This window comes from Streptomyces sp. NPDC091412 (assembly GCF_044756885.1).
Classification (GTDB): domain Bacteria; phylum Actinomycetota; class Actinomycetes; order Streptomycetales; family Streptomycetaceae; genus Streptomyces.
In genome coordinates this window covers 114,478-137,117 of record NZ_JBIVTV010000018.1, presented here as the reverse complement: position 1 = coordinate 137,117, position 22,640 = coordinate 114,478, and the positions used below count along the sequence as shown (strand labels likewise).

The window sequence follows — 22,640 nt, the reverse complement described above, 5'->3', positions numbered from 1 at the left end:
CCGCCAGAGCCCGGTGGGACCGGACCTGCTCATGGATTCCCGCGGATACGCACCGGGGCGGCCCCGCCCCCTGCCCGGGTGCGCTCTCCCGCCGCTGGACAGGAGAACACCGTTTCGGCGGGGGAGTCCCGGACCGGCTCCCGGGGCTGGTGCCTCTCGTTCGGATCACGCCGGGCTCGCGGGCCCTTGCACGGTCCGGACGGAAGACCCTAGACCTGGGAGACCGCGGTGCGGGCCGCCGCCCGCAGGGACTCCCAGTCCGGCAGCTTGACCACACTGCGCCCGAGGGAGACGCCGAGTTCCGCCTCGGCCCGCTCGATGGCCTGCCAGCCCGCCCACCGTACGGGCTCGACACCCTCGGCGCGCAGCACCGGGAGGCTGTCGTCCGGCACCTGCCTGCCCACGAGCCCGGGCGCGTCCTGGAGCAGCGAGGCCACCGTCTCCTTCGCGCACGGCCGGTTGGTGCCGATGACGCCCGTGGGACCCCGCTTGATCCAGCCGGCCACGTACTCGCCGGGCGTGACGGCACCGTCGCGCAGCACGCGCCCGTCACGGTGCGGCACGGTGCCGGTGCCCGCGTCGAACGGCAGCCCGTCCGGCGGCACTCCGCGGTAGCCCACCGACCGCAGCACCAGCTGGGCCGCGATGTCCTCGTACCGACCCGTCCCGACGACGGCGCCGTGCCCGTCCGGCGCCGTGCGCTCCAGCCGCACCGTACCCACGCGGCCGTCGTCGGCGAGCAGTTCGACGGGGCGCAGGAAGAAGCGCAGCCGGATCCGGCGGGTGCCGCCCTTCGGCGGCGTCGCGGCCCAGCCGCGCAGGACCTCGATGTTGCGGCGCTGGGCGGCCGGCAGTGCCGAGGGATCGGCGCAGGCCGGGTCCAGTGCCAGCTCCTCCGGGTCGACGACGACGTCGGTGTCCGGCAGGGCGCCCAGCTCGCGCAGCTCCTTGGTCGTGAAGCGGGCCTGCGACGGGCCGCGCCGGCCCACCATGTGGATCTCGGTCACCCGGCTCGCGGTGAGCGCGGCGAGCGCTGCCTCGGGCATGTCGGTGGGGCTCAGCTCGGCCGCTCCGCGCGCCAGGATGCGCGTGACGTCCACGGCGACGTTGCCCACGCCGACGACGACGGCCGACCGCGCGCTCCGCACGAAACCGCTGTCCACGGAGTCGGGGTGGGCGCTGTACCAGGAGACGAACTCGGTCGCCGACCAGCTGCCCGGCAGGTCCTCGCCCGGGATGTGCAGACGGCGGTCGGTGGCGGCGCCCACGCAGTACACCACCGCGTGGTACAGCTCGCGCAGCCGCGCGGCGGGCAGTCCGCCGGGGCCACCGACCTGGACGCCGCCCAGGAACCGGACCCGCTCGTGCTCCAGGACCGTTCGCAGGTTGTTCTGCAGGGACTTGATCTTCTCGTGGTCCGGCGCCACGCCGTAGCGCACGAGTCCGTACGGGCACGGCAGCCGGTCGAGGACGTCGACGCGCACGGAGGGGTCCTGCTGGACCAGGCCCTGAGCGGTGTAGCACCCACTCGGCCCCGAGCCGACGACGGCGACACGCAGCACGGCGGAACTCCTTACCCCGATGGATCGCGCATGGACCGCAGGAGATCGCTGATGGCTCCAGCATGGCACCAAGCGGACCGCCGGGGGAGGGAGGCCGCGCGGGACCGTCCGCGTGTCGCGGCCCGGATCCGTACGCCGGCCGCCGGGCTACCGCTCCGGCGGGGGCGCCGGGATCCGGCCGGTCGCGAAGAAGCGGGACAGGTCCGTGTCGCAGGAGCCGCCGGGCGGCTGCGCCTCCGGCGGCGCTCCCATGTCCCAGTCGAGCCGGTAGCGCTCGAACAGCTCGGCCCGCAGCACCGGCACCGGCATCGGCGCCCCGGGCACCAGCGCGGCGTAGACGGCGCCCATCAGCAGGGCGCGCAGCATCGGGTAGTCGGCGTCGACGTCCCGCGAACCGCGCCGGGCCACCGTGTCCCGCAGCAGCTCGGACAGGCGCTGCTGCTCCGGGCACTGCACGAAGCCCTCCTCGAGCAGGATCCCCGCCATGTGCTGGCGCATCAGCACCGGCCGGTCCCGGGCCAGACCCAGGATCGCGTCGACGGCCCGCGCCAGCCGCTCCCGGCCGTCCTCGGTGTGCGGCTCGCGCTCCAGCGCCTCCTGGAGCGTGCGGTGCATCAGCCGGTGCACGGCGGACTGCACCAGCTGGCGCTTGCCGGGGAAGTAGTAGGAGACCAGACCGCGTGCCGACCCCGCGCGGTCGGCGATGGCGCCGAGCGTCGTCGCGTCGTACCCGTGCTCGCCGACCAGCTCGACCGCCGCCTGGAGGAGCCGCTCCCGGGAACGCCGTCGCAACTCTTCATTGACCGAGGCGCTGCGCGGGGACATGCTGTGACTCCTGCGTTGACTGGCTGCCAGCCAACTATACTCAACGCGAGCGGACCGGCCCCGGCAGGGGTCCGTCGTGCTGCCGTCCGTCTCGGGCGAAACGGGGGATCGTCCGAGGCGGGCGGACTTTTGCGTACCCGGTGCCGTCAAGGGGCTGCCGCCGGGGCCGGGTGGGGGGCGTCGGCGGCGCGGCCGTGCGGTGTCGGCTCAGTCCGTCCGGTCGAGCAGGCCGAGGACCGGCATCAGCGCGTCCGGCCGCCGTGTGACCGGCAGGTGGTCCACGAAGTGCACGCCGCAGCCCAGGGCGGCCGCGCCGCCGTCCGCGTGGCGGCTGTCGCCGACCATCAGCACGTCCTTCGGGTCGGCGCCGAGCGCCGCGCAGGCGAGAGCGAACAGGCGCGAGTCCGGCTTCTGGACGCCGTGCTCGTACGACAGCACGTAGGCGTCCACGTACGCGTCGAGGCCGTGGGCGCGGAACACCGGGCGCAGGTCCCAGCCGATGTTGCTCACCACGGCCACCCCGACTCCGCGCTCGTGCAGCGTGCGCAGTACCTCGGCCGCGTCCGGGTAGGGGGCCCAGGCCGACGGCGTCATGTGCCGCTCGTACAGCGCGTCGTGCAACGCCGGTTCGGGCAGCGGCACTTGGCGGGACAGGGTGGTGTAGGCGGACCGGTGCAGTTCGGCGCTGCGGTCCCGGACCTCCCACAGCCCGGCCGCCTCGTCGGGCAGCCGCGCCGGCGGCGCCCCGCCCGGCAGCGCCCCGGCCTCCTCCAGCGCCCGTGCCGTCCGGACCAACTCCCGCTCATCAAGCGTGAGTTCAGCCGCGTTCAGGACGGCTCTCAGCCAGGACTCGCAGGACGCGACGCGGAAGAGGGTCCCGGAGAAGTCGAAGAGCACGGCAGCCATGGGCCGATGATGGCCCAACCCAAGGCGCCCCGGCCACCGGACACCGGTCACGGACGGGTGGGACGGGTGCCGTTCCTAACCCAGCGCCCTCAAGCCGGGGATCACCGCCACCAGGACCGGTATCACCGGGACGAGGGAGGCGACCGCCGTCAGGCGCAGTCTGCGGGCGGCCGGGAGGCGGTTCGGGGGAGTGAGGAGGCGGTGCACGCGCTGAGGGACGTGCGCCTGGGTGGCGGGGCAGGGGCCGAACACGCCGCGGTGCTCGTTGAGTCCGACCAGGGCGAGGGCGGTCGTCAGGCGGCCGAAGCGGCGTGACGCCATGTCGTCGGCGGCGAGTTCGACCAGGCGGTGCATCTCGTCGCGGAACGCCGCGAACACCGGCACCTGCGGAAAGCCGCCGGCGAGCGCGGCGGAGCAGTGCAGCAGCCAGTCGTGCCGGGCCCGCGCGTGGCCCTGCTCGTGCGCGAGGACGGCGTCCAGCTGCCGCCCCTTCAGGCGGCGCAACGCGGCCGTGGTGATGACCAGCCGGGGCGACGGTCCGGGCAGCCACCAGGCGTCCGGCCGCTCGCCCTCCAGCACCACGAGCCGGTCCGTGCCGGACTCCTCGCCGGGCAGCAGCGGGGCACGGACGAGGAGTTCGGCGCGGCGCAGCCTGCGTCGCGCCCGGGCCCGTACCACCTCGCGGAGCAGCATCGCCGCGCTCCACACCCCGCCGCACGCGAGCGCCACCGCGGTCGCCGGCGCCCAGGCGTCGGCCGTGCCGAGCGCGTACGCCTCCACCACCGAACGCGGAGCCGGGGCGAACACATGGCCGCGCACCGCCTGCCAGGCGGCCGCCGCGCTGAGCGTCATCGACAGCGCGCAGCACAGCAGGACCGCGGCGATCACGCACTGCCACACCCACAGCGCGAGCACCGGTTCACGGTCCGGCCAGTCGGCCCGGGCGAGCAGCCGAGGGGCGGCGACGGCGGTCAGGGCGCCGAGCAGCAGCAGGACCGCGGGGACCATCATGCGAGCCACCCTATGAGCGGCCGACAGCGCCGTGGGTACGGCTCCGCGGCAAAGTGACGCAGACCACGGCTCCGTGGTGCCGGGCCCGCCGTCCCGCCCGGCGGATCACAGGGTCAGCAGCATCGCCACCATCGCGATCCCCATCGACAACCGGCACGCCCGTGCCAGCTCGGGACGGTCGCCCCACCCCGTGCCGCCGCGCGCGACGCTCCCCGCCACCGTCCCGGCGGCGGGGACCAGCCGGACGCCGGACAGCAGGACGTATCCGGCGAAGTACAGCAGCAGCGCGCCGGTGAGCGGCGGCACTCCCGCCCCGCCGTGGTGGTGGGAGCCGGGCGCCACGGGCGACACCGCCATCACCACGGACATGTAGACCATGGCCGCCGCGCCCACCAGGTGGTGCAGGTGGTGCGGGCTCGTCCGCGCCGACCACAGTGAGTGCAGCGCGGTCGCGCCGAAGACCGCCCCGTAGGCCGACCAGGCCCACACCGGCGGTGTGAACACCGCGGCCGGGACGGCCATGGCGGCCATGCCGAAGCCCATGACCGCCTCGCCGCCCGCGGAACGGCGCTGGTCCTCGACTGTGCTGCGCATCCGCAGCAGGCAGTACACCCCGGTCGCCGCGCACAGCGCGACCAGCAGCCAGCCGGGCGAAGTCGATCCGTGCACCCCCCACCTCCCCGCTCGACGGATCACGGCCGCCGCCGGACGGCCGGTCGGTCAAGCGATGCCCGGGGCACGCGGTGCGCACACGAGCGCAAGGAGGTATACGGGGCGCGTTCGGGGAAGCACGGCACGTTACGAACCGGTGGCGGCACGCCCCTCCTGTATGTTTTACAGGTAAAACACCTGCTAATCTTGTCGGTATGAGCAGTGTGCCCCCCACCCCCGGCCGGATCGCCCGGCGTCTTCCGCTCACCGGCGTGCTGCGGCTCGGCCGCCCCTCGGACATCTGGTTCAAGCCCGCCCTGAGCGTCGTCGTCTCGGTCGCCCTGCCGACCCTCACCCTGCTCGTCCTCGGCCGGCTCGACCTCGCCATGTACACGATGGCGGGTTCGCTGTGCGCCCTGTACGCGCACAACCGCCCCTACGCCGCCCGGGCCCGCGCCCTGGCCTGGGTGGTCCTCGGCATGATCGGCGGCCTCGCCCTCGCCCTGGTCACCGCCTCGCTCACCACCGACCCGGTCGTCCTGGTCACCGTCGGCGCCCTGATGGCGGCCGTGCAGAAGGCGCTCTGCGACGCCACCCGCATCGGACCGCCCGGCAACGTCGTCCTCACCTTCATCAGCTCCGCCTCCCTGTTCGCCCCGCAGACCCTCGGCCAGGTCCCGGGCCACCTGGTGCTGGCCCTGGCCGCGGCGGCCTGGGCCTGGCTGGTCGGCATGGCACCCGGGCTGCTGCGCCCGCACGGCCCGGAGCGCCGCGCCACCGCGCAGGCGCTGAACGCGGCCGCCGCCCACGCGGCCACCGGCGGCACCGGCGAAGGCCACACCCGGACCCGCGCCGCCGCGGCCGCCGCCGTCCAGGCCGCCTGGCAGACGCTGCTGTCCACCGGGGCCCGCACCGCTCCGCGGCGCGCCCTGGAACGGCTCGTCGTGCGCGCCGAGGTCGCGCTCGCCGCCCCGGCGGACACGGACCCCGAGAAGCTGCGCACCTGGGCCCGCCAACTGTGCGGGACCGGGCCGATCCCCGAGGCCGGCGAGACGCCGGCGGCCGCCGACGAACTGCTCGGCGTGGACGCCGAGATCACCGCTCCCCACCGGCCCTGGTGGACCCGGCTCGGCCCGCTCACCCCGATCGTGGTGCGTACCGCGCTGGGCTGCGCCCTCGCCGGCTACGCCTCCCTCGCGCTCGGCGTCGGCCGCCCCTACTGGGCCCTGGTCACCGCCGCCTCCCTCTACCAGGCCAACATGACCCTGACCTGGAAGCGGGGCATTCAGCGCGTCTTCGGCAACCTCGTCGGCGTCCTCGTCTTCGCCGCCGTCGCCCCGCTCGCACACGCCAGCGACCTGGCCCTCGTCCTGCTCTGCATGGCCTTCAACTTCGGCGCCGAGGCGCTGATCGGCCGCAACTACTGGCTCGGCAGCATCTGCGTGACCCCCCTGGCGCTGCTCATCATCGAGTTCGCCGGGTACCACGAGCCGGGCGAGCTGATCACCGAGCGGGCCGTGGACACCCTGGTCGGCGGGCTGGTCGGCTTCGTGGCGGCCGTCGCCGTCACCAACCGCCGGGCCGGCGACCGCATCGAGCACGCCCTCGCCGCCGTGGACCGGGCCCGCGAAGAAGCGGCCCGCCTGGTCGCCGAGGAGCGGCCCGCGCCCGCCGCCCTGGAGTCCGCCCGCCGGAGCCTGGCCGCCGCGCTGGCCGACCTGCGCGCCACCGCAGACGCCGCGTCCGGCGAGTGGTGGCAACGCGCCCTGCCCCAGGAGCGGGTCGTGCTCACCGAGCAGTCCGCACACCGTACGCTCGCCGCGACGGTACGACGCCAGGGCCTGCACGCCCCGGCGAGCACGGGCGAGACGACGGAGGACGTACGGCCATGACGGCGAGGAACGGACGGCCGGCCCACGGGGACGCGGCGACCGGGGACGCGACGCACGAGCGGATCCGGCCCGCGGGGACCGAGCCGGGCGGCGACACCGTCGCCGGAGTGGTCCGCCAGTGGCGGGCCGTCCACCCCGACCTGGACACCGCGCCGATGGAGATCATCGGCCGGATCAACCGCTGCGCCGCCCTCCTCCAGCAGGCCGAGGACGCGCCGCTGCGCCGGGCGGGCCTCAGCCGGCCCGAGTTCGACCTGCTCGGGGCGCTGCGGAGGACCGGGGACGAACTCACCCCGAGCGAACTGACCCGCGAGACGTTCTCCTCGGGGGCCGCCGTCACCAAACGCCTGAAGCAGCTGACCGAACGCGGACTGGTGGAGCGCCGCGGCGACACCCGCGACCGCCGGGTCGCCCACGTCCGCCTCACGGACGCCGGACGGGACCTCGTCGACGGCATCCTGCCGGAGCAACTCGCCTACGAACGGGCCGTCCTGTCCGGCCTGGCCGGGCGGGAACGGGACGGCCTGGCCGCGCTCCTGGGCGAGCTGCTCGGCCGGCTGGAGGGCCGCCCGGGCGCCCTGCGCCTCTGAGCCGGAGGTCCACCCCGGATCCACGACCGTCCCGTTCGTGGATCCGGGGTGGACCGTTACGGGTTCTTCGGCTCCCCGGAGCGGGCCTCGGCCTTCCTGGACGGGCCTCAGCTCTCCCGGGCGGACCGGTAGATGCCGAAGGTCGCGCCCTGGGGGTCCCGCAGGACCGCGATACGGGGGCCGTCCGGGAGCGCGGTGGGCTCCAGCAGGGCCTTGGCGCCGGCCCGGACCGCGATGTCCGTGGTCGCGTCGACGTCCTCGACCGCGAAGTACGGCAGCCAGTGCGGCGGCACATCGGCCGGGAAGCGGTCGTGCATCGCCGTCACGCCGCCGAAGTCCTCGCCGTGCAGACCCCACTGCGTGTACCACTCCGAGGCGTTGACGCTCCAGCCGAACACGCTCGTGTAGAAGTCCCTGGCCCGCTTGGGGTTGCGGGTGACCAGTTCCACCCAGCCGAGTGAGCCGGGCCGGTTGAACACCCCGGCACCGGAGAACTCCCGCGCCTGCCACATCTGGAAGGCCGCGCCCGACGGGTCGAGCGCGACGGTGAAGCGGCCCTCGTCGTAGATGTCCCTCGGACCGTGGATCACCGTCCCGCCGGCCTCCACCACCTTGTTCGCCACGGCGTCCGCGTCGGCGACGGCGAACGAGACGTTCCACGCGACCGGCTGCGACCTCTGGTACAGGGGCGTGATCGCGGCGACCGGCGCGTCCCCGAGGTGGGCGAAGGTGTAGTCCCCCGAGACCAGCCGGGGGTCGCGCCGCATGCGCCAGCCGAACACCTCCGTGTAGAACCGTGTGGCCGCCTCCAGATCGCTGGTGCCCAGCTCCGCCCAGCAGGGTCCGCCGACCACAGGCTTGTCGAACTCCATGGCACTCCTCCGGGAAGGCTCATCCCCACCCACCAGCACGCTAGCCCCGGCCGCCGACGCGGGCCAGCGGGAGCCGCCCGCGGCCGCCGCGCCCGGATCCGGCTCAGATCCCCGCCCGGTACCGCAGCGGGTGCTCCGCCGGCACCTCGACGAGGACGATGGGTGTGCCGTCCGGATCGGCGATCCACATCTCGATCAGACCCCACGGCTCGCGCACCGGCTCACGCGTGATCTCGACGTCCTTCGCCCGCAACTCCTCGTGGGCCGCCGCCACGTCCTCGACCTGGAGCCACAGCCGCACGGACGGGGACGGCGGTCCGTCGGAGCGTCCGGAGAGTTCCAGGAAACCGCCACCGAGGAAGTAGACGGTGCCGCGCTCCGGCCCCGTGCCGAACTCGCGGTAGACGGCGAGGCCGAGCCGGTCGCCGTAGAAGGCACGGGAGCGCTCGGGGTCCGTGGGCCGGACCAGTGTCCGGCTGCTGAGTACGTGCACCATGCACCTGGAGCCTAGTGGCAGGATGGCGCTCGCCCCGCCCGACAGCGCCCGAACCGAAAGGCTCGACCCATGAAGACCGCCGCCAGCGGACTGACCTTCCGTGACGCCCGCGACGCCGATGTCGACACGCTGGTGGACCTGATCGAGTCGGCGTACCGCGGGGACTCCAGCCGGGCCGGCTGGACCACCGAGGCGGACATCCTGCAGGGGCAGCGGACGGACCCCGGTGGCGTGCTGGAGGTGATCAAGTCGCCCGGGAGCAGGCTGCTGACGGTCGAGCGGGACGGCCGCGTGGTCGCCTGCTGCCAACTGGAGCATCAGGGGGACCACGCCTACTTCGGCATGTTCGCCGTCAGCCCCGCACTGCAGGGCGCGGGCCTGGGCAAGGTGGTCATCGCGGAGGCCGAGCGCCAGGCCAGGGAGGACTGGGGCGCCAGGGAGATGCACATGACCGTGATCTCCGTGCGCGAGGACTTGATCGCCTGGTATGAGCGCCGTGGCTACCGCCGTACGGGAAGGACGACGCCCTTCCCGTACGGCGACGAGCGGTTCGGCATTCCGCAGCGCGACGACCTGGAGTTCGAACTGCTGGTCAAGGAACTCGCCTAGGCATCTCGCTCGGGGGTCCCCGCCCCGGGGTCAGGCGGTGAAGCGGCCGGTGAGCTTGATCTCCGGGTAGTCGGTGGTGGCCCCGTCCAGCTCCAGGGCGCGGACCAGACGCAGATGGTCCAGGGTGTTGACGACCCAGCCGATGATCCTCAGGTCCGCCTTGCGCGCGTGCTCGACGATCTCGAGGGTGAGCCGGCGGATGTTGAGGCAGACGGTCGCGGCGCCGGCGGCGGTGGCGCGTTCGACGACCTCGGAGCCGTAGCGGTCGGCCACGAGCGCGGTGCGCACTCCCGGCACCAGACGGGCGATCTCGGCGATCGCCTCGTCGTGGAACGAGGACACCTCGACGCGGGAGACCAGGTCCCGCTCGTGCAGCACCTCGGCCAGGGTGCGGGCCGCGGCCACGTCCTTGATCTCGGCCTGGAGCGGTGACCGCACCGCGTCGAGGACCTCCTCGAAGAGCGGGATCCGCTCGCCGCGGCCGGCGTCCAGGGAGCGCAGCTCGGCGAGTGTCTTGTCCGCGATCGCGCCGCTGCCGTCGGTGGTGCGGTCCACCTTGTCGTCGTGCATGACGACGAGGGCGCCGTCCTTGCTCAGGTGCAGATCGAGTTCGACGACGTCCAGTCCGGCCTGCTGGGCGGCGACGAAGGAACGGAGGGTGTTCTCGGGCTCGACTCCCATGACTCCGCGGTGACCGATGGTAAGGAAGTTCAAAGTTCAACTCGCTTCCGTCGACGGCGGCTCTGCGCGGCGCGGAGCGGTTGGACCTCGTCGTCCGCGCGGTAATGACGCAGCCTAATGGCCCACACGCTGGTTGAACCCCCGCGTACACGCCGCAGTGGGGTGACGGCCCGCAGGAACGGGCCGGATCCGTCGCGGTGGTCACTCCGGCGTGGGCGAGTCCCCGGTCGCGTTGACCGCCGGGCCGTGAAGCCTTCGCACGGTCGCCCACGGCCGGAAACCGCCCTCGGGGAGACGTGGCGTTGGTCACCCGACCGGCCTACCGGGTCTGGCCCCGTCCGGGTGTACGGCAGGAAAATGGCCGGTGACCATGGCTGCGCGCAGAATAATTTCCCGAGGCTCCCCTTGCTGGGAGAAACCCTGTATGTATACCGTCTCCTTACGCGAGGTTGTCCCGTGGAGGATGAGACATGACGGAAATTCTTGTGCAGGTGGGCGCGGAGGAGAAGGTTCCTCCGGTGGCCAGGGTGGTTGAGCACCCGGCGTGGCCCGTGCTCAAGGATGCCGTGGAGCGAATCCGGCCATGGCAGTCGAAGGACGGCTCGATCGACTTCACGGCCGAGGGCGCCCCCGGCCGCGCGGACGCCGACGCCGCCGTACGGCGTGTGATCGACGCCGTCGAGGAGCTGTCCCCGCTGCTGCCGCACGACGCCGCCTACCACGAGGCACTCGTGCGGGACCTGCGCCGCTGGGCCGAGGGCGGCTTCGAGGTACCGGACTTCCTGGATTCGCTGCTGGCCTTCCAGCCCGCCGCGAACCGCGCGGACGGCCTCCAGCACCTCGTCGTCTTCCCCATGTACACGCAGAACGGCAACCCGGACCGCAACCTGGAGGCGGTCGTGCTGCGCATGGTCTGGCCGGACTGGCTCGCCGAGCTGGAGCGCACCCACTACGACAACCCGCTGTTCTGCGGCATCACGTTCGAGGACTTCACGGGCGGCTACGACACCAACTCCGCCGTCCTCTTCCCGGAGACCATCGCCGTGCGCGAGGCGCCGGAACGGTTCTCCTGGGGCGGCATCTTCTGCGACCGCGAGGCCGCGCGCTTCCGCCGCGTCACCGCCGCCGCCGTCGACCTCCTGGGCCTCGAACTGCCCGAGGACATCGCCGCCATGGTCCACGACCAGAAGCGCTGCGAGGAGGCCTTCGTGCTGTGGGACATGGTCCACGACCGCACCCACAGCCACGGCGACCTGCCGTTCGACCCGTTCATGATCAAGCAGCGCCAGCCGTTCTGGATGTACGGCCTGGAGGAGCTGCGCTGCGACCTCACCGCCTTCAAGGAGGCCGTGAGGCTCCAGGCCGACGGTGTCGCACAGGCCCGTGACGTGCAGTACGCGGTGCTGTTCGACCGCATGTTCCGCTTCCCGGTCACCGGCGAGCGCGTGCGCAACTACGACGGCCTCGGCGGTCAGCTGCTCTTCGCCTACCTGCACAAGCACGACGTGGTGCGCTGGACCGACAACAAGCTGACCATCGACTGGGAGCGCGCCCCGCAGGTCACCAACCAGCTGTGCGCCGAGATCGAGAAGCTCTACCGCGACGGCATCGACCGCCCCAAGCTGGTCCACTGGTTCGCCGGCTACGAACTGGTCTCCACCTACCTCGCTCCGCACCCGGGCTCCAAGTGGGCCAAGGGCCCCGACGCCCTGGACCTGACCCAGCCCCCGCGCAAGCTCGTGGATGACGTGCTTCCGGACGAGTTTCCGCTCAGCATGTTCTACGAGGCACTGTCCAAGAAGCTGAAGAATGTGATCGCCTCGACCAGGGGCATCGTGGCGGACAGCGCCGAGCGGGTCGCCGCGTGAGCGGCCGCGAAACCGAGAACACTGCGCAGGAGGCGAGGAACATGGTGGGGAACGGGGCTCTCAGCGGTGCGGTGATCGCGGTGGCCGGCGCGGGCGGACCGGCCGGCCGGGCGGCGCTGCTCAGGCTCGCCGAGGCGGGTGCGACCGTCGTCGGCGCGGACAACGACCCGGAGCGGCTCTCGCAGGCCGTGGACGCGGCCCGGTACGCCTCCGGCGGCGCCCGCGTCACCGGGGACACCGTCGACCTGCTCGACCTCCAGTCCACCCGCGACTGGGCCGCGCACATCGAGAAGGACTTCGGCCGGATCGACGGCCTGGTCCACCTCGTGGGCGGCTGGCGCGGCAGCGAGACCTTCACCAAGACCAGCCTGGACGACTGGGACTTCCTTGAGTTGCTGCTCATCCGCACCGTGCAGCACACCTCCCTGGCCTTCCACGAGGCGCTGCAGCGCAGCGAGCGCGGCCGGTACGTCCTGATCAGCGCGGCCGGCGCCAGCAAGCCCACCGCGGGCAACGCGGCGTACTCCGCCGCCAAGGCGGCCGCCGAGGCGTGGACGCTGGCCATGGCCGACTTCTTCCGCAAGGCGGGAAAGAGCGAGGGCGCCGAAGGGCCGACCTCCGCGGCTGCGATCCTGGTGGTGAAGGCGTTGGTGCACGACGCGATGCGCGCCGACCGCCCCAACGCGAAGTTCGCGGGCTTCACGGACGTCAAGGACCTGGCCGAGGCCATCGTCGACGTGTGGAGCAAGCCCGCCGCGGAAGTGAACGGAAACCGTCTGTGGCTGACCGACAAGCCGTGAACCCTCCCAGGACCGACGCGTGTCGCCATCACGACCCCGAGGTCCGCGGGTTCGCCAGCGACAACTACGCCGGGGTCCACCCGGAGGTGCTCGCCGCCCTGGCCGTGGCCAACGGCGGGCACCAGGTCGCGTACGGCGAGGACGACTACACCGAGAACCTCCAGCGGATCGTCCGCAGCCACTTCGGCGCCACCGCGGAGGCGTTCCCGGTGTTCAACGGAACCGGCGCGAACGTCGTGGCGCTCCAGGCGGTCACCGACCGCTGGGGCGCGGTGATCTGCGCGGAGAGCGCGCACATCAACGTCGACGAGGGCGGCGCCCCCGAGCGCATGGGCGGCCTGAAGCTGCTCACCGTGCCCACGCCCGACGGCAAGCTCACCCCCGAGCTGATCGACCGGCAGGCGTACGGCTGGGAGGACGAGCACCGGGCGATGCCGCAGGCCGTCTCGATCACCCAGAGCACCGAACTCGGCACCCTCTACACGCCCGAGGAGATCCGCGCCATCTGCGAGCACGCGCACGCGCGGGGCATGAAGGTGCACCTGGACGGCTCCCGCATCGCCAACGCGGCCGCCTCCCTGAACGTGCCGATGCGGACGTTCACCAACGCCGTCGGCGTCGACATCCTCTCCCTGGGCGGGACGAAGAACGGCGCGATGTTCGGCGAGGCGGTCGTGGTCCTCAACCAGGACTCCGTCCGCCAGATGAAGCACATCCGCAAGATGAGCATGCAGCTCGCCTCCAAGATGCGTTTCGTGTCGGTGCAGTTGGAGGCGCTGCTCGCCAAGGACCTGTGGCTGCGCAACGCCCGGCACGCCAACGGGATGGCGCAGCGGCTCGCGGAGGGCGTGCGCGCCGTGCACGGCGTGGAGATCCTCTACCCGGTGCAGGCCAACGGGGTCTTCGCCAAGCTCCCGCACGAGGTGAGCGAGCGCCTGCAGAAGCGGTTCCGCTTCTACTTCTGGGACGAGGCGGAGGGCGTCGTGCGCTGGATGTGCGCCTTCGACACCACCGAGGACGACGTGGACACGTTCGTGGCCGCGTTGAAGGAGGAGATGGCGCGCTAGCGTCCGCACACTGGTCGGATCTGCATAGTTATGCGATCGCTCGAAAAGTCATTGACGTTCGAGTGGTCGCATTCCTATGCTCTGCGGGCATGGAGCTGATCCAGAACACCCCTGACCTGTCTGCATATTTGGCCGCCGACGAGGTGATCGACCATGAGCACCCGATGGTCCGCGAGACGGCTGTCCGTCTCGCCGAGGGGGTGGCGGACTCGTATGCCTATGCACGGTCCGCGTACGAGTTCGTGCGCGACGGCATCCCGCACTCGCAGGACTCCGGCGACCCGCGCGTCACCTGGCGCGCCTCCGACGTCCTCCGGCTGCGCACCGGCATCTGCTACGCCAAGGCCCATGCCCTGGCGGCGCTGCTGCGGGCCGAGGACATCCCGACGGCGCTGTGCTACCAGCGGCTGACGCACGACGGCGACGGCGGGCGCGTGGTGCACGGACTGGTCGCCGTCCGGTTCAACGGAGCCTGGCACCGGCAGGACCCGCGCGGCAACAAGCCGGGCGTCGACGCCCGGTTCTCCCTCACCGGTGAGCGCCTGGCTTTCGTGCCGGATCCGAAGTCCAACGAGCTGGACTATCCGGTGCTGTACGCTGAACCGCACCCGGCCGTGCTGGCCGCCCTCACGGCCGCTCCGGACCGGCCGCGGCTGTGGAAGACGCTCCCTGCCGCACTCTGACCGCGAAGCGGGAGAACATGGCACTGACGCTCACCGTGTCCGACGAGGTACGCGCACTCGCGCCCGGCTTCACCCACGTGGCCGTCGAGGCCCACGGGCTGGTGGGCGGACCGAGCACCGAGGCCTCCTCGGCGCTCCTCGACGAGGCCGCACGCCGTCTGGCGGCGCGGCTGGAGGGGCGCGCCCCGCACGAGGACCCGCACATGGCCGCCTGGCGCGAGACCTACACGGCGTTCGGCTCCAAGCCCTCCCGTACCCGCAACTCGGCGGAGGCGCTGGCCCGGCGGGCGCTGACCGACGCCGGACTGCCCCGCATCAACCTGCTCGTCGATCTCTACAACGCCATCAGCGTCGCCCATCTCATCCCGGTCGGAGGCGAGGACCTCGACCGGATCGAGGGCGGTATGCGCCTGGTGCGGGCCAGCGGCGAGGAGGACTTCGTGACCGTCGCGGGCGGCGAGGAGACCGTCGAACACCCGGACGCGGGCGAGGTGGTGTGGTGCGACGAGGCCGGCGTGACCTGCCGCCGCTGGAACTGGCGCCAGGGCCCGCGTACCGGCCTCACCGAGCAGACCGCGTCGGGCATCTTCCTGCTGGAGAGCCTGCTCCCGATGCGGGTGGCCGAGGCGGAGGCGGCGGCGGCCGAACTCGCCGAGCTGCTGGAGAAGTTCAGCCCGGGCGCCGAGGTCACCGTACGGCCGCCCGCGTCATAGGGTCTTTCGTTGGGATCAGGCCGGATCAGGGAGCGGGGTCCGGTGCCGTGGATCGCACGGCGGAGGAGGGCGGCAGGGCGGAGCCCTGCCAGCCGACGACCACGCGGCTGGGGGTACCCCCTGCTCGAAGAGCTCGGGGGAGCGGTGCCAGGGCCCGCGAGCCCGGCATGATCCCAACGAGAGGCCCTGGACCCGGGCCCGCTCCGTCACCTTCCGGTGTGCCGCGCGGTCCCGGCCTGGGTCAGTGCGCCCCGGCCGTGCGGAGCTGGTCCGGGGTGGGGGCCGTGCCGCCGAGGTGGGCGGGCATCCACCAGGTGTCGTCGGCGGACCGGGGGCGGACCGGGTAGGCGCGCTGGGCGGCCTCCAGGAGCTCCTGGACGCGTTCGCGCAGCCGGCGGGTGAGGGCGCCCGCGTACTGCTCGCGGGAGGCCTCCATGGCCTCGCCCACGCGGATCGTGACCGGGATGTGGCTGCGCTTGAAGTTGCGCGGGTGGCCCTTGGTCCACAGCCGCTGCGTGCCCCAGACGGCCATCGGGATCAGCGGAACGCCCGCCTCCTGCGCGAGGCGCGCCGCGCCCGACTTGAAGCTCTTCAGCGTGAACGACTCGGAGATCGTGGCCTCCGGAAACACCCCGATCACCTCGCCGGACCTCAGCGAGTCCAGCGCTCGCGCGTACGCCGCCTCACCATTGGCGCGGTCCACCGGGATGTGCTTCATGCCGCGCATCAGGGGGCCGGAGATCCGGTGCCGGAAGACCGACTCCTTGGCCATGAAGCGCACCAGGCGCTTCTGCGGGAGCGCCGCGAGCCCGTTGAAGACGAAGTCCAGATAGCTGATGTGATTGCTCACCAGCACGGCGCCGCCCGTGCGCGGGATGTTCTCCGAGCCCCGGCAGTCGATCTTGAGGTCCCACGCCTTGAACATCGTGCGGGCGAGACCGATGACGGGGCGGTAGACGAGCTCTGCCATGAGCGGGACGGACCCTTCTCTCTGCCAGGGAAGGGGCTCCCGGCTGAAGTTACGCTGCCGTAGGTTTACGGCCTGTCGCAGATCGTGCCCCAAGAACGGCCCGGGAGCCAGTCCACGTGCCCGTCCACGGCGAGATCCTCGTCACGTCACCCGTGAGATTCCGCCCGACGGCCCACAGCGGCCACACCGCGTCCACGGACCGCCGGCCGCGGCCACCGCCCGGCGGATGCGTCCCGGGTTCCGGGAATCTCCGCGCTCGCGGGCGCGCTGAACCGGTGGGCGCGCACGGGCGCGTTCGCGAAGGTACGGCGGCGGCACAGCGGAACAGGAGAGCAGGCGTGCGGGGATGTGGCGAGGACAGGCGGCTCGGGGCGGCCGAACTCGGTGAGGACCTCGGCGCGCGTGCCACGCTGGTGCAGTTCTCCAGCGCCTTCTGCGCACCCTGCCGGGCGACCAGGCGAGTCCTCGGCGAGGTGGCCCGCATGGTCCCCGGCGTGGCGCACGTCGAGGTCGACGCCGAGGCCCGGCTCGACCTCGTGCGCGAACTCGGAATCCTCAGGACGCCGACCGTGCTCGTCCTCGACGCGGACGGCCGCGTGGTACGGCGGGCCGCCGGACAGCCGCGCACGGCGGACGTCATCGCGGCCCTGGGGGAGGCGTTGTGAGGTCCCGATCCATGACGGCGGGACAGCACCCACATCCCGGGACGTACTTGACTGGGCACGCCAACTATCGTGAGCCTGACCGCTTGCCCGCGGAACTCCTTCTTCTCGGGCGGCCCCGCGTCGACCCAGCCCGCCCCACGAGCGCGTGCCGCCCGGACTGTTGAGCAGCCACGGATCCCGCTCGTCCGACCAGCAGAAGGACAGCTCCATGACGGCCACGTCCGACCTGGGCGCCTCCGCCACCGTCCAGCTCGCCTCCCCCCAGCTGCTGCGCTCCGTCTTCCGGCGGCACGCGGCGGGCGTCGCGGTGATCACCGCCCGGGGCGACGCCGGTCCGGTCGGCTTCACCGCCACCTCCCTCACCTCCGTCTCCGCCGAGCCCCCGCTGCTCTCCTTCGGCGTCGGCACCGGCGGCTCCAGCTGGCCGGCGATCGCCGCGACCGACCACGTCGGCGTCCACATACTCGGGGAGCACCAGGAGGAACTGGCCGCCACCTTCGCGCGCAGCGGTGCCGACCGCTTCGGAGCGCCGACGGCGTGGCGCGAGGGCCCCGAGGGGGTGCCCGTCCTCGACGGCGTGCTCGCCTGGATGGTGTGCCGGGTCGTCACGCGGGTGCCGGCCGGGGACCACCGCATCGTGCTGGCCGAGGTCGTCCTGGGCGACCCCACGGGCGTCGGCCGTCCGCTTCTCTACCATCAGGGCCGCTTCGGCGCGCTGCGTGATTGATCACCTCGGCGCTCCTCCACGAAGCCGTTGGGTTCCGGTTACGCTGCGTTGCGAAGGTCACAGTTCAAAGCGCTTGCTCAGCGGGCATGAACTGGGTGTACTGACGAGTAATATTCCGCTCGGAGCGCGCGGTCGCCCTGACCGGGATCGGCCGCTTCAGGCGCCTATGCTGCCTGCAGGAAGGCAGCCCAGAGAAGACGATGCAGTAGGAGAGCCGGCGTGAGCTTGAGGATCGTTGTCACTGTGAAGTACGTGCCCGACGCCACTGGCGACCGGCACTTCGCCGATGACCTGACCGTCGACCGGGACGACGTGGACGGTCTGCTCTCCGAGCTGGACGAGTACGCGGTCGAGCAGGCGCTGCAGATCGCGGAGAACGCCGACGAGGCTGAGGTCACCGTTCTGACGGTGGGTCCGGAGGACGCCAAGGACGCGCTGCGCAAGGCGCTTTCGATGGGCGCCGACAAGGCGGTCCACGTCGAGGACGACGACCTGCACGGCACGGACGCCATCGGTACCTCGCTGGTGCTGGCCAAGGCGATCGAGAAGGCCGGCTACGACCTGGTGATCTCCGGCATGGCCTCCACCGACGGCTCCATGGGCGTGGTTCCGGCGCTGCTGGCCGAGCGCCTGGGCGTGCCGCAGGTGACGCTGCTGGCCGAGGTGTCGGTCGAGGACGGCACCGTGAAGGGCCGCCGGGACGGCGACGCCGCCTCGGAGCAGCTCGAGGCGTCCCTGCCCGCGGTGGTCTCGGTCACCGACCAGTCGGGCGAGGCCCGTTACCCGTCCTTCAAGGGCATCATGGCGGCCAAGAAGAAGCCGGTTCAGTCCTGGGACCTGTCCGACCTGGACATCGACGCGGACGAGGTCGGTCTGGAGAACGCCTGGACGGCCGTCGACTCCGCCACGGAGCGCCCGGCCCGCACCGCCGGCACGATCGTCAAGGACGAGGGCGAGGGCGGCAAGCAGCTCGCCGAGTTCCTCGCGAGCCAGAAGTTCATCTGAGGCCCGCAACCCGCCGACCGCCCCCCTTCGCAAGCAGGAGAGAAGAAGTCCCATGGCTGAAGTCCTCGTCTACGTCGACCACGTGGACGGTGCCGTCCGCAAGCCGACCCTGGAGCTGCTGACCCTGGCCCGCCGCATCGGCGAGCCGGTCGCCGTCGCCCTCGGCGCGGGTGCCGCGGACACCGCCGCGACGCTCGCCGAGCACGGCGCGGCGAAGGTCCTCACCCACGACGCGCCCGAGTACGCCGACTACCTGGTCGTGCCGAAGGTGGACGCCCTCCAGGCCGCGGTCGAGGCCGTCTCCCCGGCCGCCGTGCTCGTCCCGTCCTCCGCCGAGGGCAAGGAGATCGCCGCCCGCCTGGCGCTGCGCATCGGTTCCGGCATCATCACCGACGCCGTCGACCTGGAGGCCGGCGACGAGGGTCCGATGGCCACCCAGTCGGTGTTCGCCGCCTCGTACAGCACCAAGTCCCGTGTCTCCAAGGGCACCCCGGTCATCACCGTCAAGCCGAACTCGGCCGCCGTGGAGGCCGCCCCGGCCGCCGGTGCGGTCGAGGCGCTGAACGTGTCCTTCTCCGCCCAGGCGACCGGCACCAAGGTCACCGGCCGGACGCCGCGTGAGTCGACCGGGCGTCCGGAGCTGACCGAGGCCGCGATCGTGGTCTCCGGCGGCCGTGGCGTGAACGGCGCGGAGAACTTCGCGGTCATCGAGGCGCTCGCCGACTCCCTCGGCGCGGCCGTCGGCGCCTCGCGTGCCGCCGTCGACGCCGGCTGGTACCCGCACACCAGCCAGGTCGGCCAGACCGGCAAGTCCGTGTCCCCGCAGCTGTACATCGCCAACGGCATCTCCGGCGCGATCCAGCACCGGGCCGGCATGCAGACCTCGAAGACGATCGTCGCGGTCAACAAGGACTCCGAGGCCCCGATCTTCGACCTGGTCGACTACGGCGTGGTCGGCGACCTGTTCGCGGTCGTCCCGCAGCTCACCGAGGAGATCAAGGCCCGCAAGGGCTGATCCTCCGACGCCGACCGAGGCCCCCGTGCCCCGCCCTGTCCGGGTGGGACGCGGGGGCCTCGGCTCGTCCTGGCGGCACACCCCCGGAGCCCCGGAGCATCAACGGGTGATCCCCTCCTCCCGCGCGCCAGGATGAAGGCGTGGGCGGTCGCGCGAAAGACGGTGTTGACCCACGGGAAGATCCACGGATAACTTCGTACTGCGGATTATTGATTCCGAGAAGCGGAAAACAGGAGGGTGTGGGATGGGTCAGGGCCAGCAGGAGAACGTGGCGACGAGCCTCGCGGGCGCCGTCAGCGAGGAGATCAGCGCCTCCCTCGCGCCGGTCGACGCCGAACTGGAGCGCCTCTACCCGGGCGACCCCGGTACCCGCCAGCCCGTGCACACCGTCTACGTGCCCGGCGACGTCTTCGACGCCGGCACCATCCGCTCCTGGGGCGACCAGGCGCTCGCCGCGCTCGACGAACACGCCCCGGACGCGGCCTCCTTCGCCGCCGTCCTCGGCCTGAGCGACGAACTGGCCGCTCCCGTGTACGACCGCGTCCGCGCCAAGCTGGAGCGGGAGCCCGTCGAGGACCTGCGGATCGACTTCGAGGACGGCTACGGCCCCCGCCCGGACGCGGAGGAGGACGAGGCGGCCGCCCGCGCGGCCAGGCTGGTCGCCGAGGCGTACCGGAACGGAACGGCCGCCCCCTACATGGGCATCCGCATGAAGTGTCTGGAGGCGGCGGTCCGCGACCGGGGCATCCGTACCCTCGACATCTTCCTCACCGGCCTGATGGCGGACGGGGGCCTGCCCGAGGGGCTGGTCCTGACCCTGCCGAAGGTGACCTATCCCGAGCAGGTCACCGCCATGGCCCGGCTGCTCGAGGCCTTCGAGAAGGCCCATGGGCTGGCGCCCGGCCGCCTCGGCTTCGAGCTCCAGATCGAGACCAGCCAGTCCATCCTCGCCGTCGACGGCACCGCCACCGTCGCCCGGATGATCCAGGCCGCCGAGGGCCGCGCGACCGGACTGCACTACGGCACCTTCGACTACAGCGCCTGTCTCGGTGTCTCCGCCGCCTACCAGGCCAGCGACCACCCGGCCGCCGACTACGCCAAGGCCGTGATGCAGGTCGCCGCGGCAGGCACGGGCGTACGCGTCTCGGACGGCTCCACCAACGTCCTGCCGGTCGGCCCGACCGAGAAGGTGCACGACGCCTGGCGACTGCACTTCGGCCTCACCCGCCGCGCCCTGGCCCGCGCCTACTACCAGGGCTGGGACATGCACCCCGGCCACATCCCCACCCGGTACGCGGCCGTGTTCGCCTTCTACCGCGAGGGCTTCGAGCAGGCGGCGGCCCGCCTGGCCCGCTACGTCAGCCGTGCCGGCGGCGACGTCATGGACGAGCCCGCCACCGCCAAGGCGCTCAGCGGCTACCTGCTGCGCGGCCTGGACTGCGGCGCCCTCGACTCCGCCGAGGTCGCCCGGCTCACCGGCCTGACCCGCGCCGACCTGGAGTCCTTCTCCGCCCCGCGCCGCGGCGACCTGACCGCCTCGGCGCAGTAGCCGGGGACACCGACAGGGGCGTGGCCGCGGGGTCCTGACTCCCGCGGTCACGCCCCCGTGCGTGTCTCGGCGCCGCCTCGATCATCCGCGTGCTCCACCTGGTACGGGTGTCCAGCCGCGTGTCCCACCTGCCCCGCGCGCGCAGGCGGCGGATCCGGCCCTGCCGCGCGCAGCATCGCCCGGGTGCCTCCCGGAGAGCCCGCAACGGGGGCGGCCCCACGAGTGGTTCAGTCCGACGGTGGCAGTTCGCCCGAGCCGCGGGTGACCAGCCGGGTCGGGAGTTCGATGCGTTCCGGGGCGAGGAGGGTGCCGTCCAGCTGGCGGAAGAGGCGCTCGGCGGCGGTCCGGCCGAGGGCTGCCGCGTCCTGGGCGACGACGGTGACGCCCGGCTGGAGCAGATCGGCCAGTTCGATGTCGTCGAAGCCGACGAGGGCGACCCGGCGCGCCTGCTCGGCCAGCACGCGGATCACGGTGACGGTCACCCGGTTGTTGCCCGCGAAGACCGCGGTGACCGGATCGGGCCCGGACAGCATCGTCTCGGCGGCGCGGCGCACCCGTTCCGGGTCCGTGACGCCCAGCGACATCCAGGAGTTCTCGACCGCTATGCCCGCGTCCTCCATCGCCGCTCGGTAGCCGCGCAGACGCTCGGCGGCCGTGTGGATGCGGGGCATGTCGCCGATGAAGCCGATCCGGCGGTGGCCGTGGGCGATCAGGTGGGCGACACCGTTGCGGGCGCCGCCGAAGTTGTCCGACAGTACGACGTCGGCTTCGATGTTCCCGGCCGGACGGTCCACGAACACGGTCGCGACGCCCGCCTTGATCTCCGGCTCCAGATACCGGTGGTCGTCACCGGCCGGGATCACGACCAGCCCGTCCACCCGCCGTGCGCACAGTGCCAGCGCCAGTTCCTGCTCGCGCTCCGGGTCCTCCGCGCTGGAGCCGTTGATGAGCAGGGCGCCGTGGGCGCGGGCCACCTCCTCCACCGCGCGGCTCAGCGGCCCGTAGAACGGGTCGGCGAGGTCTTCCAGGACCAGGCCCACGCTCGACGTACGGCCCTTGCGCAGCACCCGCGCGCTGTCGTTGCGGCGGAAGCCCAGGGCCGCGATGGCGTCCTGGACGCGCCGCTCCGTGTCCGGGGTGACCCCGGGCTCGCCGTTGACCACACGGGAGACGGTCTTCAAGCCGACGCCCGCGCGTGCCGCCACGTCCTTCATCGTCGGACGGCTGCCGTAGCGGTTCCCGGAGCCGCGATGCGGGTGGTCTGCGGGGCGGTCTGCTCGACGGGCGGTCTCGGGCACGGTGCGGCGTCCTGTCCTGTCGTCCACGGGGACGAATCGCGTCCACGGGGATGCGTCGGTCCGTGGGTTCGTATGAGGATGTGGCGTCGAGCATAGAACCTGGACAACGTTGTCATAAGCACGAGAGACTGTCCACCGCATACTCCGGACCGCGCCCCCCACAGCGATACCGGACTGCGCCCACC

23 protein-coding genes are annotated in these 22,640 nt (G+C 72.6%); 13 read left to right on the top strand and 10 right to left on the bottom strand.

Translation table 11 applies throughout. The features are described from left to right. Nucleotides 1-209: 209 nt before the first annotated feature. The 5 genes from ACIQMV_RS31740 to ACIQMV_RS31720 all read right to left on the bottom strand — a co-directional run bounded on the left by ACIQMV_RS31740 (nt 210) and on the right by ACIQMV_RS31720 (nt 4,973). A complete protein-coding gene (locus ACIQMV_RS31740) occupies nt 210-1,562 on the bottom strand; it encodes an FAD-dependent oxidoreductase (RefSeq protein WP_402596659.1) in 1,353 nt (450 codons plus the stop codon). Nucleotides 1,563-1,709: 147 nt separating this feature from the next. Next, nucleotides 1,710-2,387: a TetR/AcrR family transcriptional regulator gene (locus ACIQMV_RS31735; RefSeq protein ID WP_141363720.1), complete on the bottom strand. Its 678-nt coding sequence runs from the start codon at nt 2,385-2,387 to the stop codon at nt 1,710-1,712. Nucleotides 2,388-2,594: 207 nt separating this feature from the next. After that, entirely contained in the window at nt 2,595-3,293 is a 699-nt protein-coding gene (locus ACIQMV_RS31730) for an HAD family hydrolase (protein WP_402596658.1), read from the bottom strand. 75 nt (nt 3,294-3,368) lie between these two features. Further along, nucleotides 3,369-4,304, bottom strand: coding sequence for a M56 family metallopeptidase (locus tag ACIQMV_RS31725; protein ID WP_402596657.1), 936 nt, complete (start codon nt 4,302-4,304; stop codon nt 3,369-3,371). 105 nt (nt 4,305-4,409) lie between these two features. Then, nucleotides 4,410-4,973: a DUF5134 domain-containing protein gene (locus ACIQMV_RS31720; RefSeq protein ID WP_402596656.1), complete on the bottom strand. Its 564-nt coding sequence runs from the start codon at nt 4,971-4,973 to the stop codon at nt 4,410-4,412. Between the two features lie 197 nt (nt 4,974-5,170). Here ACIQMV_RS31720 and ACIQMV_RS31715 point away from each other — a divergent pair, with 197 nt between their 5' ends. Beyond that, nucleotides 5,171-6,847 (top strand): FUSC family protein, encoded by a 1,677-nt coding sequence (locus tag ACIQMV_RS31715; RefSeq protein WP_402596655.1) that lies wholly within the window; start codon nt 5,171-5,173, stop codon nt 6,845-6,847. Continuing rightward, complete coding sequence (locus ACIQMV_RS31710; RefSeq protein ID WP_402596654.1) at nt 6,844-7,437, top strand: MarR family winged helix-turn-helix transcriptional regulator; 594 nt, start codon at nt 6,844-6,846, stop codon at nt 7,435-7,437. The genes ACIQMV_RS31715 and ACIQMV_RS31710 overlap by 4 nt, the downstream gene beginning before the upstream one ends. Before the next feature lie 107 nt (nt 7,438-7,544). Here ACIQMV_RS31710 and ACIQMV_RS31705 read toward each other — a convergent pair whose 3' ends face one another. Both ACIQMV_RS31705 and ACIQMV_RS31700 read right to left on the bottom strand, forming a co-directional pair. After that, entirely contained in the window at nt 7,545-8,309 is a 765-nt protein-coding gene (locus tag ACIQMV_RS31705) for a VOC family protein (RefSeq protein ID WP_141363730.1), read from the bottom strand. A gap of 103 nt (nt 8,310-8,412) precedes the next feature. After that, entirely contained in the window at nt 8,413-8,805 is a 393-nt protein-coding gene (locus ACIQMV_RS31700; protein WP_141363732.1) for a VOC family protein, read from the bottom strand. Nucleotides 8,806-8,874: 69 nt separating this feature from the next. Here ACIQMV_RS31700 and ACIQMV_RS31695 point away from each other — a divergent pair, with 69 nt between their 5' ends. Next, entirely contained in the window at nt 8,875-9,414 is a 540-nt protein-coding gene (locus ACIQMV_RS31695) for a GNAT family N-acetyltransferase (protein WP_402596653.1), read from the top strand. Nucleotides 9,415-9,444: 30 nt separating this feature from the next. Here ACIQMV_RS31695 and ACIQMV_RS31690 read toward each other — a convergent pair whose 3' ends face one another. After that, the gene (locus ACIQMV_RS31690; RefSeq protein WP_402596652.1) at nt 9,445-10,128 is read right to left on the bottom strand and encodes a glycerophosphodiester phosphodiesterase; all 684 of its coding nucleotides are present in this window, start codon (nt 10,126-10,128) and stop codon (nt 9,445-9,447) included. 437 nt (nt 10,129-10,565) lie between these two features. On the opposite strand from ACIQMV_RS31690, the gene ACIQMV_RS31685 reads away from it, so the two are divergent. The 5 genes from ACIQMV_RS31685 (at nt 10,566) to ACIQMV_RS31665 (ending at nt 15,226) form a co-directional block, all read left to right on the top strand. After that, nucleotides 10,566-11,963 (top strand): DUF6421 family protein, encoded by a 1,398-nt coding sequence (locus tag ACIQMV_RS31685; RefSeq protein WP_402596651.1) that lies wholly within the window; start codon nt 10,566-10,568, stop codon nt 11,961-11,963. Nucleotides 11,964-12,004: 41 nt separating this feature from the next. Next, entirely contained in the window at nt 12,005-12,763 is a 759-nt protein-coding gene (locus ACIQMV_RS31680) for an SDR family NAD(P)-dependent oxidoreductase (protein WP_253266259.1), read from the top strand. Then, nucleotides 12,760-13,830: a threonine aldolase family protein gene (locus tag ACIQMV_RS31675; RefSeq protein ID WP_402596650.1), complete on the top strand. Its 1,071-nt coding sequence runs from the start codon at nt 12,760-12,762 to the stop codon at nt 13,828-13,830. Before ACIQMV_RS31680 ends, ACIQMV_RS31675 begins: the two co-directional genes overlap by 4 nt. A gap of 89 nt (nt 13,831-13,919) precedes the next feature. After that, nucleotides 13,920-14,513 (top strand): transglutaminase domain-containing protein, encoded by a 594-nt coding sequence (locus ACIQMV_RS31670; RefSeq protein WP_402596649.1) that lies wholly within the window; start codon nt 13,920-13,922, stop codon nt 14,511-14,513. Between the two features lie 17 nt (nt 14,514-14,530). Continuing rightward, nucleotides 14,531-15,226, top strand: a complete 696-nt coding sequence (locus tag ACIQMV_RS31665) for a B3/4 domain-containing protein (RefSeq protein WP_402596648.1) — start codon at nt 14,531-14,533, stop codon at nt 15,224-15,226. A gap of 241 nt (nt 15,227-15,467) precedes the next feature. On the opposite strand, the gene ACIQMV_RS31660 is transcribed toward ACIQMV_RS31665, so the two are convergent. After that, nucleotides 15,468-16,196, bottom strand: a complete 729-nt coding sequence (locus ACIQMV_RS31660; RefSeq protein ID WP_141363750.1) for a 1-acyl-sn-glycerol-3-phosphate acyltransferase — start codon at nt 16,194-16,196, stop codon at nt 15,468-15,470. Between the two features lie 275 nt (nt 16,197-16,471). Between ACIQMV_RS31660 and ACIQMV_RS31655 the strand changes: the two genes are divergently transcribed. The 5 genes from ACIQMV_RS31655 to ACIQMV_RS31635 all read left to right on the top strand — a co-directional run bounded on the left by ACIQMV_RS31655 (nt 16,472) and on the right by ACIQMV_RS31635 (nt 21,157). Continuing rightward, a complete protein-coding gene (locus ACIQMV_RS31655) occupies nt 16,472-16,861 on the top strand; it encodes a TlpA family protein disulfide reductase (RefSeq protein ID WP_402596647.1) in 390 nt (129 codons plus the stop codon). 208 nt (nt 16,862-17,069) lie between these two features. After that, nucleotides 17,070-17,588 (top strand): flavin reductase family protein, encoded by a 519-nt coding sequence (locus tag ACIQMV_RS31650; RefSeq protein WP_402596646.1) that lies wholly within the window; start codon nt 17,070-17,072, stop codon nt 17,586-17,588. Nucleotides 17,589-17,807: 219 nt separating this feature from the next. Further along, a complete protein-coding gene (locus ACIQMV_RS31645; RefSeq protein ID WP_402596645.1) occupies nt 17,808-18,593 on the top strand; it encodes an electron transfer flavoprotein subunit beta/FixA family protein in 786 nt (261 codons plus the stop codon). Nucleotides 18,594-18,645: 52 nt separating this feature from the next. After that, nucleotides 18,646-19,608, top strand: a complete 963-nt coding sequence (locus ACIQMV_RS31640; RefSeq protein ID WP_402596644.1) for an electron transfer flavoprotein subunit alpha/FixB family protein — start codon at nt 18,646-18,648, stop codon at nt 19,606-19,608. 244 nt (nt 19,609-19,852) lie between these two features. Further along, complete coding sequence (locus ACIQMV_RS31635) at nt 19,853-21,157, top strand: DUF6986 family protein (protein WP_402596643.1); 1,305 nt, start codon at nt 19,853-19,855, stop codon at nt 21,155-21,157. A gap of 227 nt (nt 21,158-21,384) precedes the next feature. Here the strand turns inward: ACIQMV_RS31635 and ACIQMV_RS31630 are convergent, their stop codons facing one another. Further along, entirely contained in the window at nt 21,385-22,455 is a 1,071-nt protein-coding gene (locus ACIQMV_RS31630) for a LacI family DNA-binding transcriptional regulator (RefSeq protein ID WP_402596642.1), read from the bottom strand. Between the last annotated feature and the right edge of the window lie 185 nt (nt 22,456-22,640).

What these genes read in the sequence shown, in the direction of transcription:
- ACIQMV_RS31735 (WP_141363720.1), bottom strand. Translation starts at nt 2,387, where the DNA reads ATGTCCCCGCGCAGCGCCTCGGTCAATGAAGAGTTGCGACGGCGTTCC.
- ACIQMV_RS31730 (WP_402596658.1), bottom strand. Translation starts at nt 3,293, where the DNA reads ATGGCTGCCGTGCTCTTCGACTTCTCCGGGACCCTCTTCCGCGTCGCG.
- ACIQMV_RS31725 (WP_402596657.1), bottom strand. Translation starts at nt 4,304, where the DNA reads ATGATGGTCCCCGCGGTCCTGCTGCTGCTCGGCGCCCTGACCGCCGTC.
- ACIQMV_RS31715 (WP_402596655.1), top strand. Translation starts at nt 5,171, where the DNA reads ATGAGCAGTGTGCCCCCCACCCCCGGCCGGATCGCCCGGCGTCTTCCG.
- ACIQMV_RS31710 (WP_402596654.1), top strand. Translation starts at nt 6,844, where the DNA reads ATGACGGCGAGGAACGGACGGCCGGCCCACGGGGACGCGGCGACCGGG.
- ACIQMV_RS31705 (WP_141363730.1), bottom strand. Translation starts at nt 8,309, where the DNA reads ATGGAGTTCGACAAGCCTGTGGTCGGCGGACCCTGCTGGGCGGAGCTG.
- ACIQMV_RS31700 (WP_141363732.1), bottom strand. Translation starts at nt 8,805, where the DNA reads ATGGTGCACGTACTCAGCAGCCGGACACTGGTCCGGCCCACGGACCCC.
- ACIQMV_RS31695 (WP_402596653.1), top strand. Translation starts at nt 8,875, where the DNA reads ATGAAGACCGCCGCCAGCGGACTGACCTTCCGTGACGCCCGCGACGCC.
- ACIQMV_RS31685 (WP_402596651.1), top strand. Translation starts at nt 10,566, where the DNA reads ATGACGGAAATTCTTGTGCAGGTGGGCGCGGAGGAGAAGGTTCCTCCG.
- ACIQMV_RS31680 (WP_253266259.1), top strand. Translation starts at nt 12,005, where the DNA reads ATGGTGGGGAACGGGGCTCTCAGCGGTGCGGTGATCGCGGTGGCCGGC.
- ACIQMV_RS31670 (WP_402596649.1), top strand. Translation starts at nt 13,920, where the DNA reads ATGGAGCTGATCCAGAACACCCCTGACCTGTCTGCATATTTGGCCGCC.
- ACIQMV_RS31665 (WP_402596648.1), top strand. Translation starts at nt 14,531, where the DNA reads ATGGCACTGACGCTCACCGTGTCCGACGAGGTACGCGCACTCGCGCCC.
- ACIQMV_RS31660 (WP_141363750.1), bottom strand. Translation starts at nt 16,196, where the DNA reads ATGGCAGAGCTCGTCTACCGCCCCGTCATCGGTCTCGCCCGCACGATG.
- ACIQMV_RS31650 (WP_402596646.1), top strand. Translation starts at nt 17,070, where the DNA reads ATGACGGCCACGTCCGACCTGGGCGCCTCCGCCACCGTCCAGCTCGCC.
- ACIQMV_RS31640 (WP_402596644.1), top strand. Translation starts at nt 18,646, where the DNA reads ATGGCTGAAGTCCTCGTCTACGTCGACCACGTGGACGGTGCCGTCCGC.
- ACIQMV_RS31635 (WP_402596643.1), top strand. Translation starts at nt 19,853, where the DNA reads ATGGGTCAGGGCCAGCAGGAGAACGTGGCGACGAGCCTCGCGGGCGCC.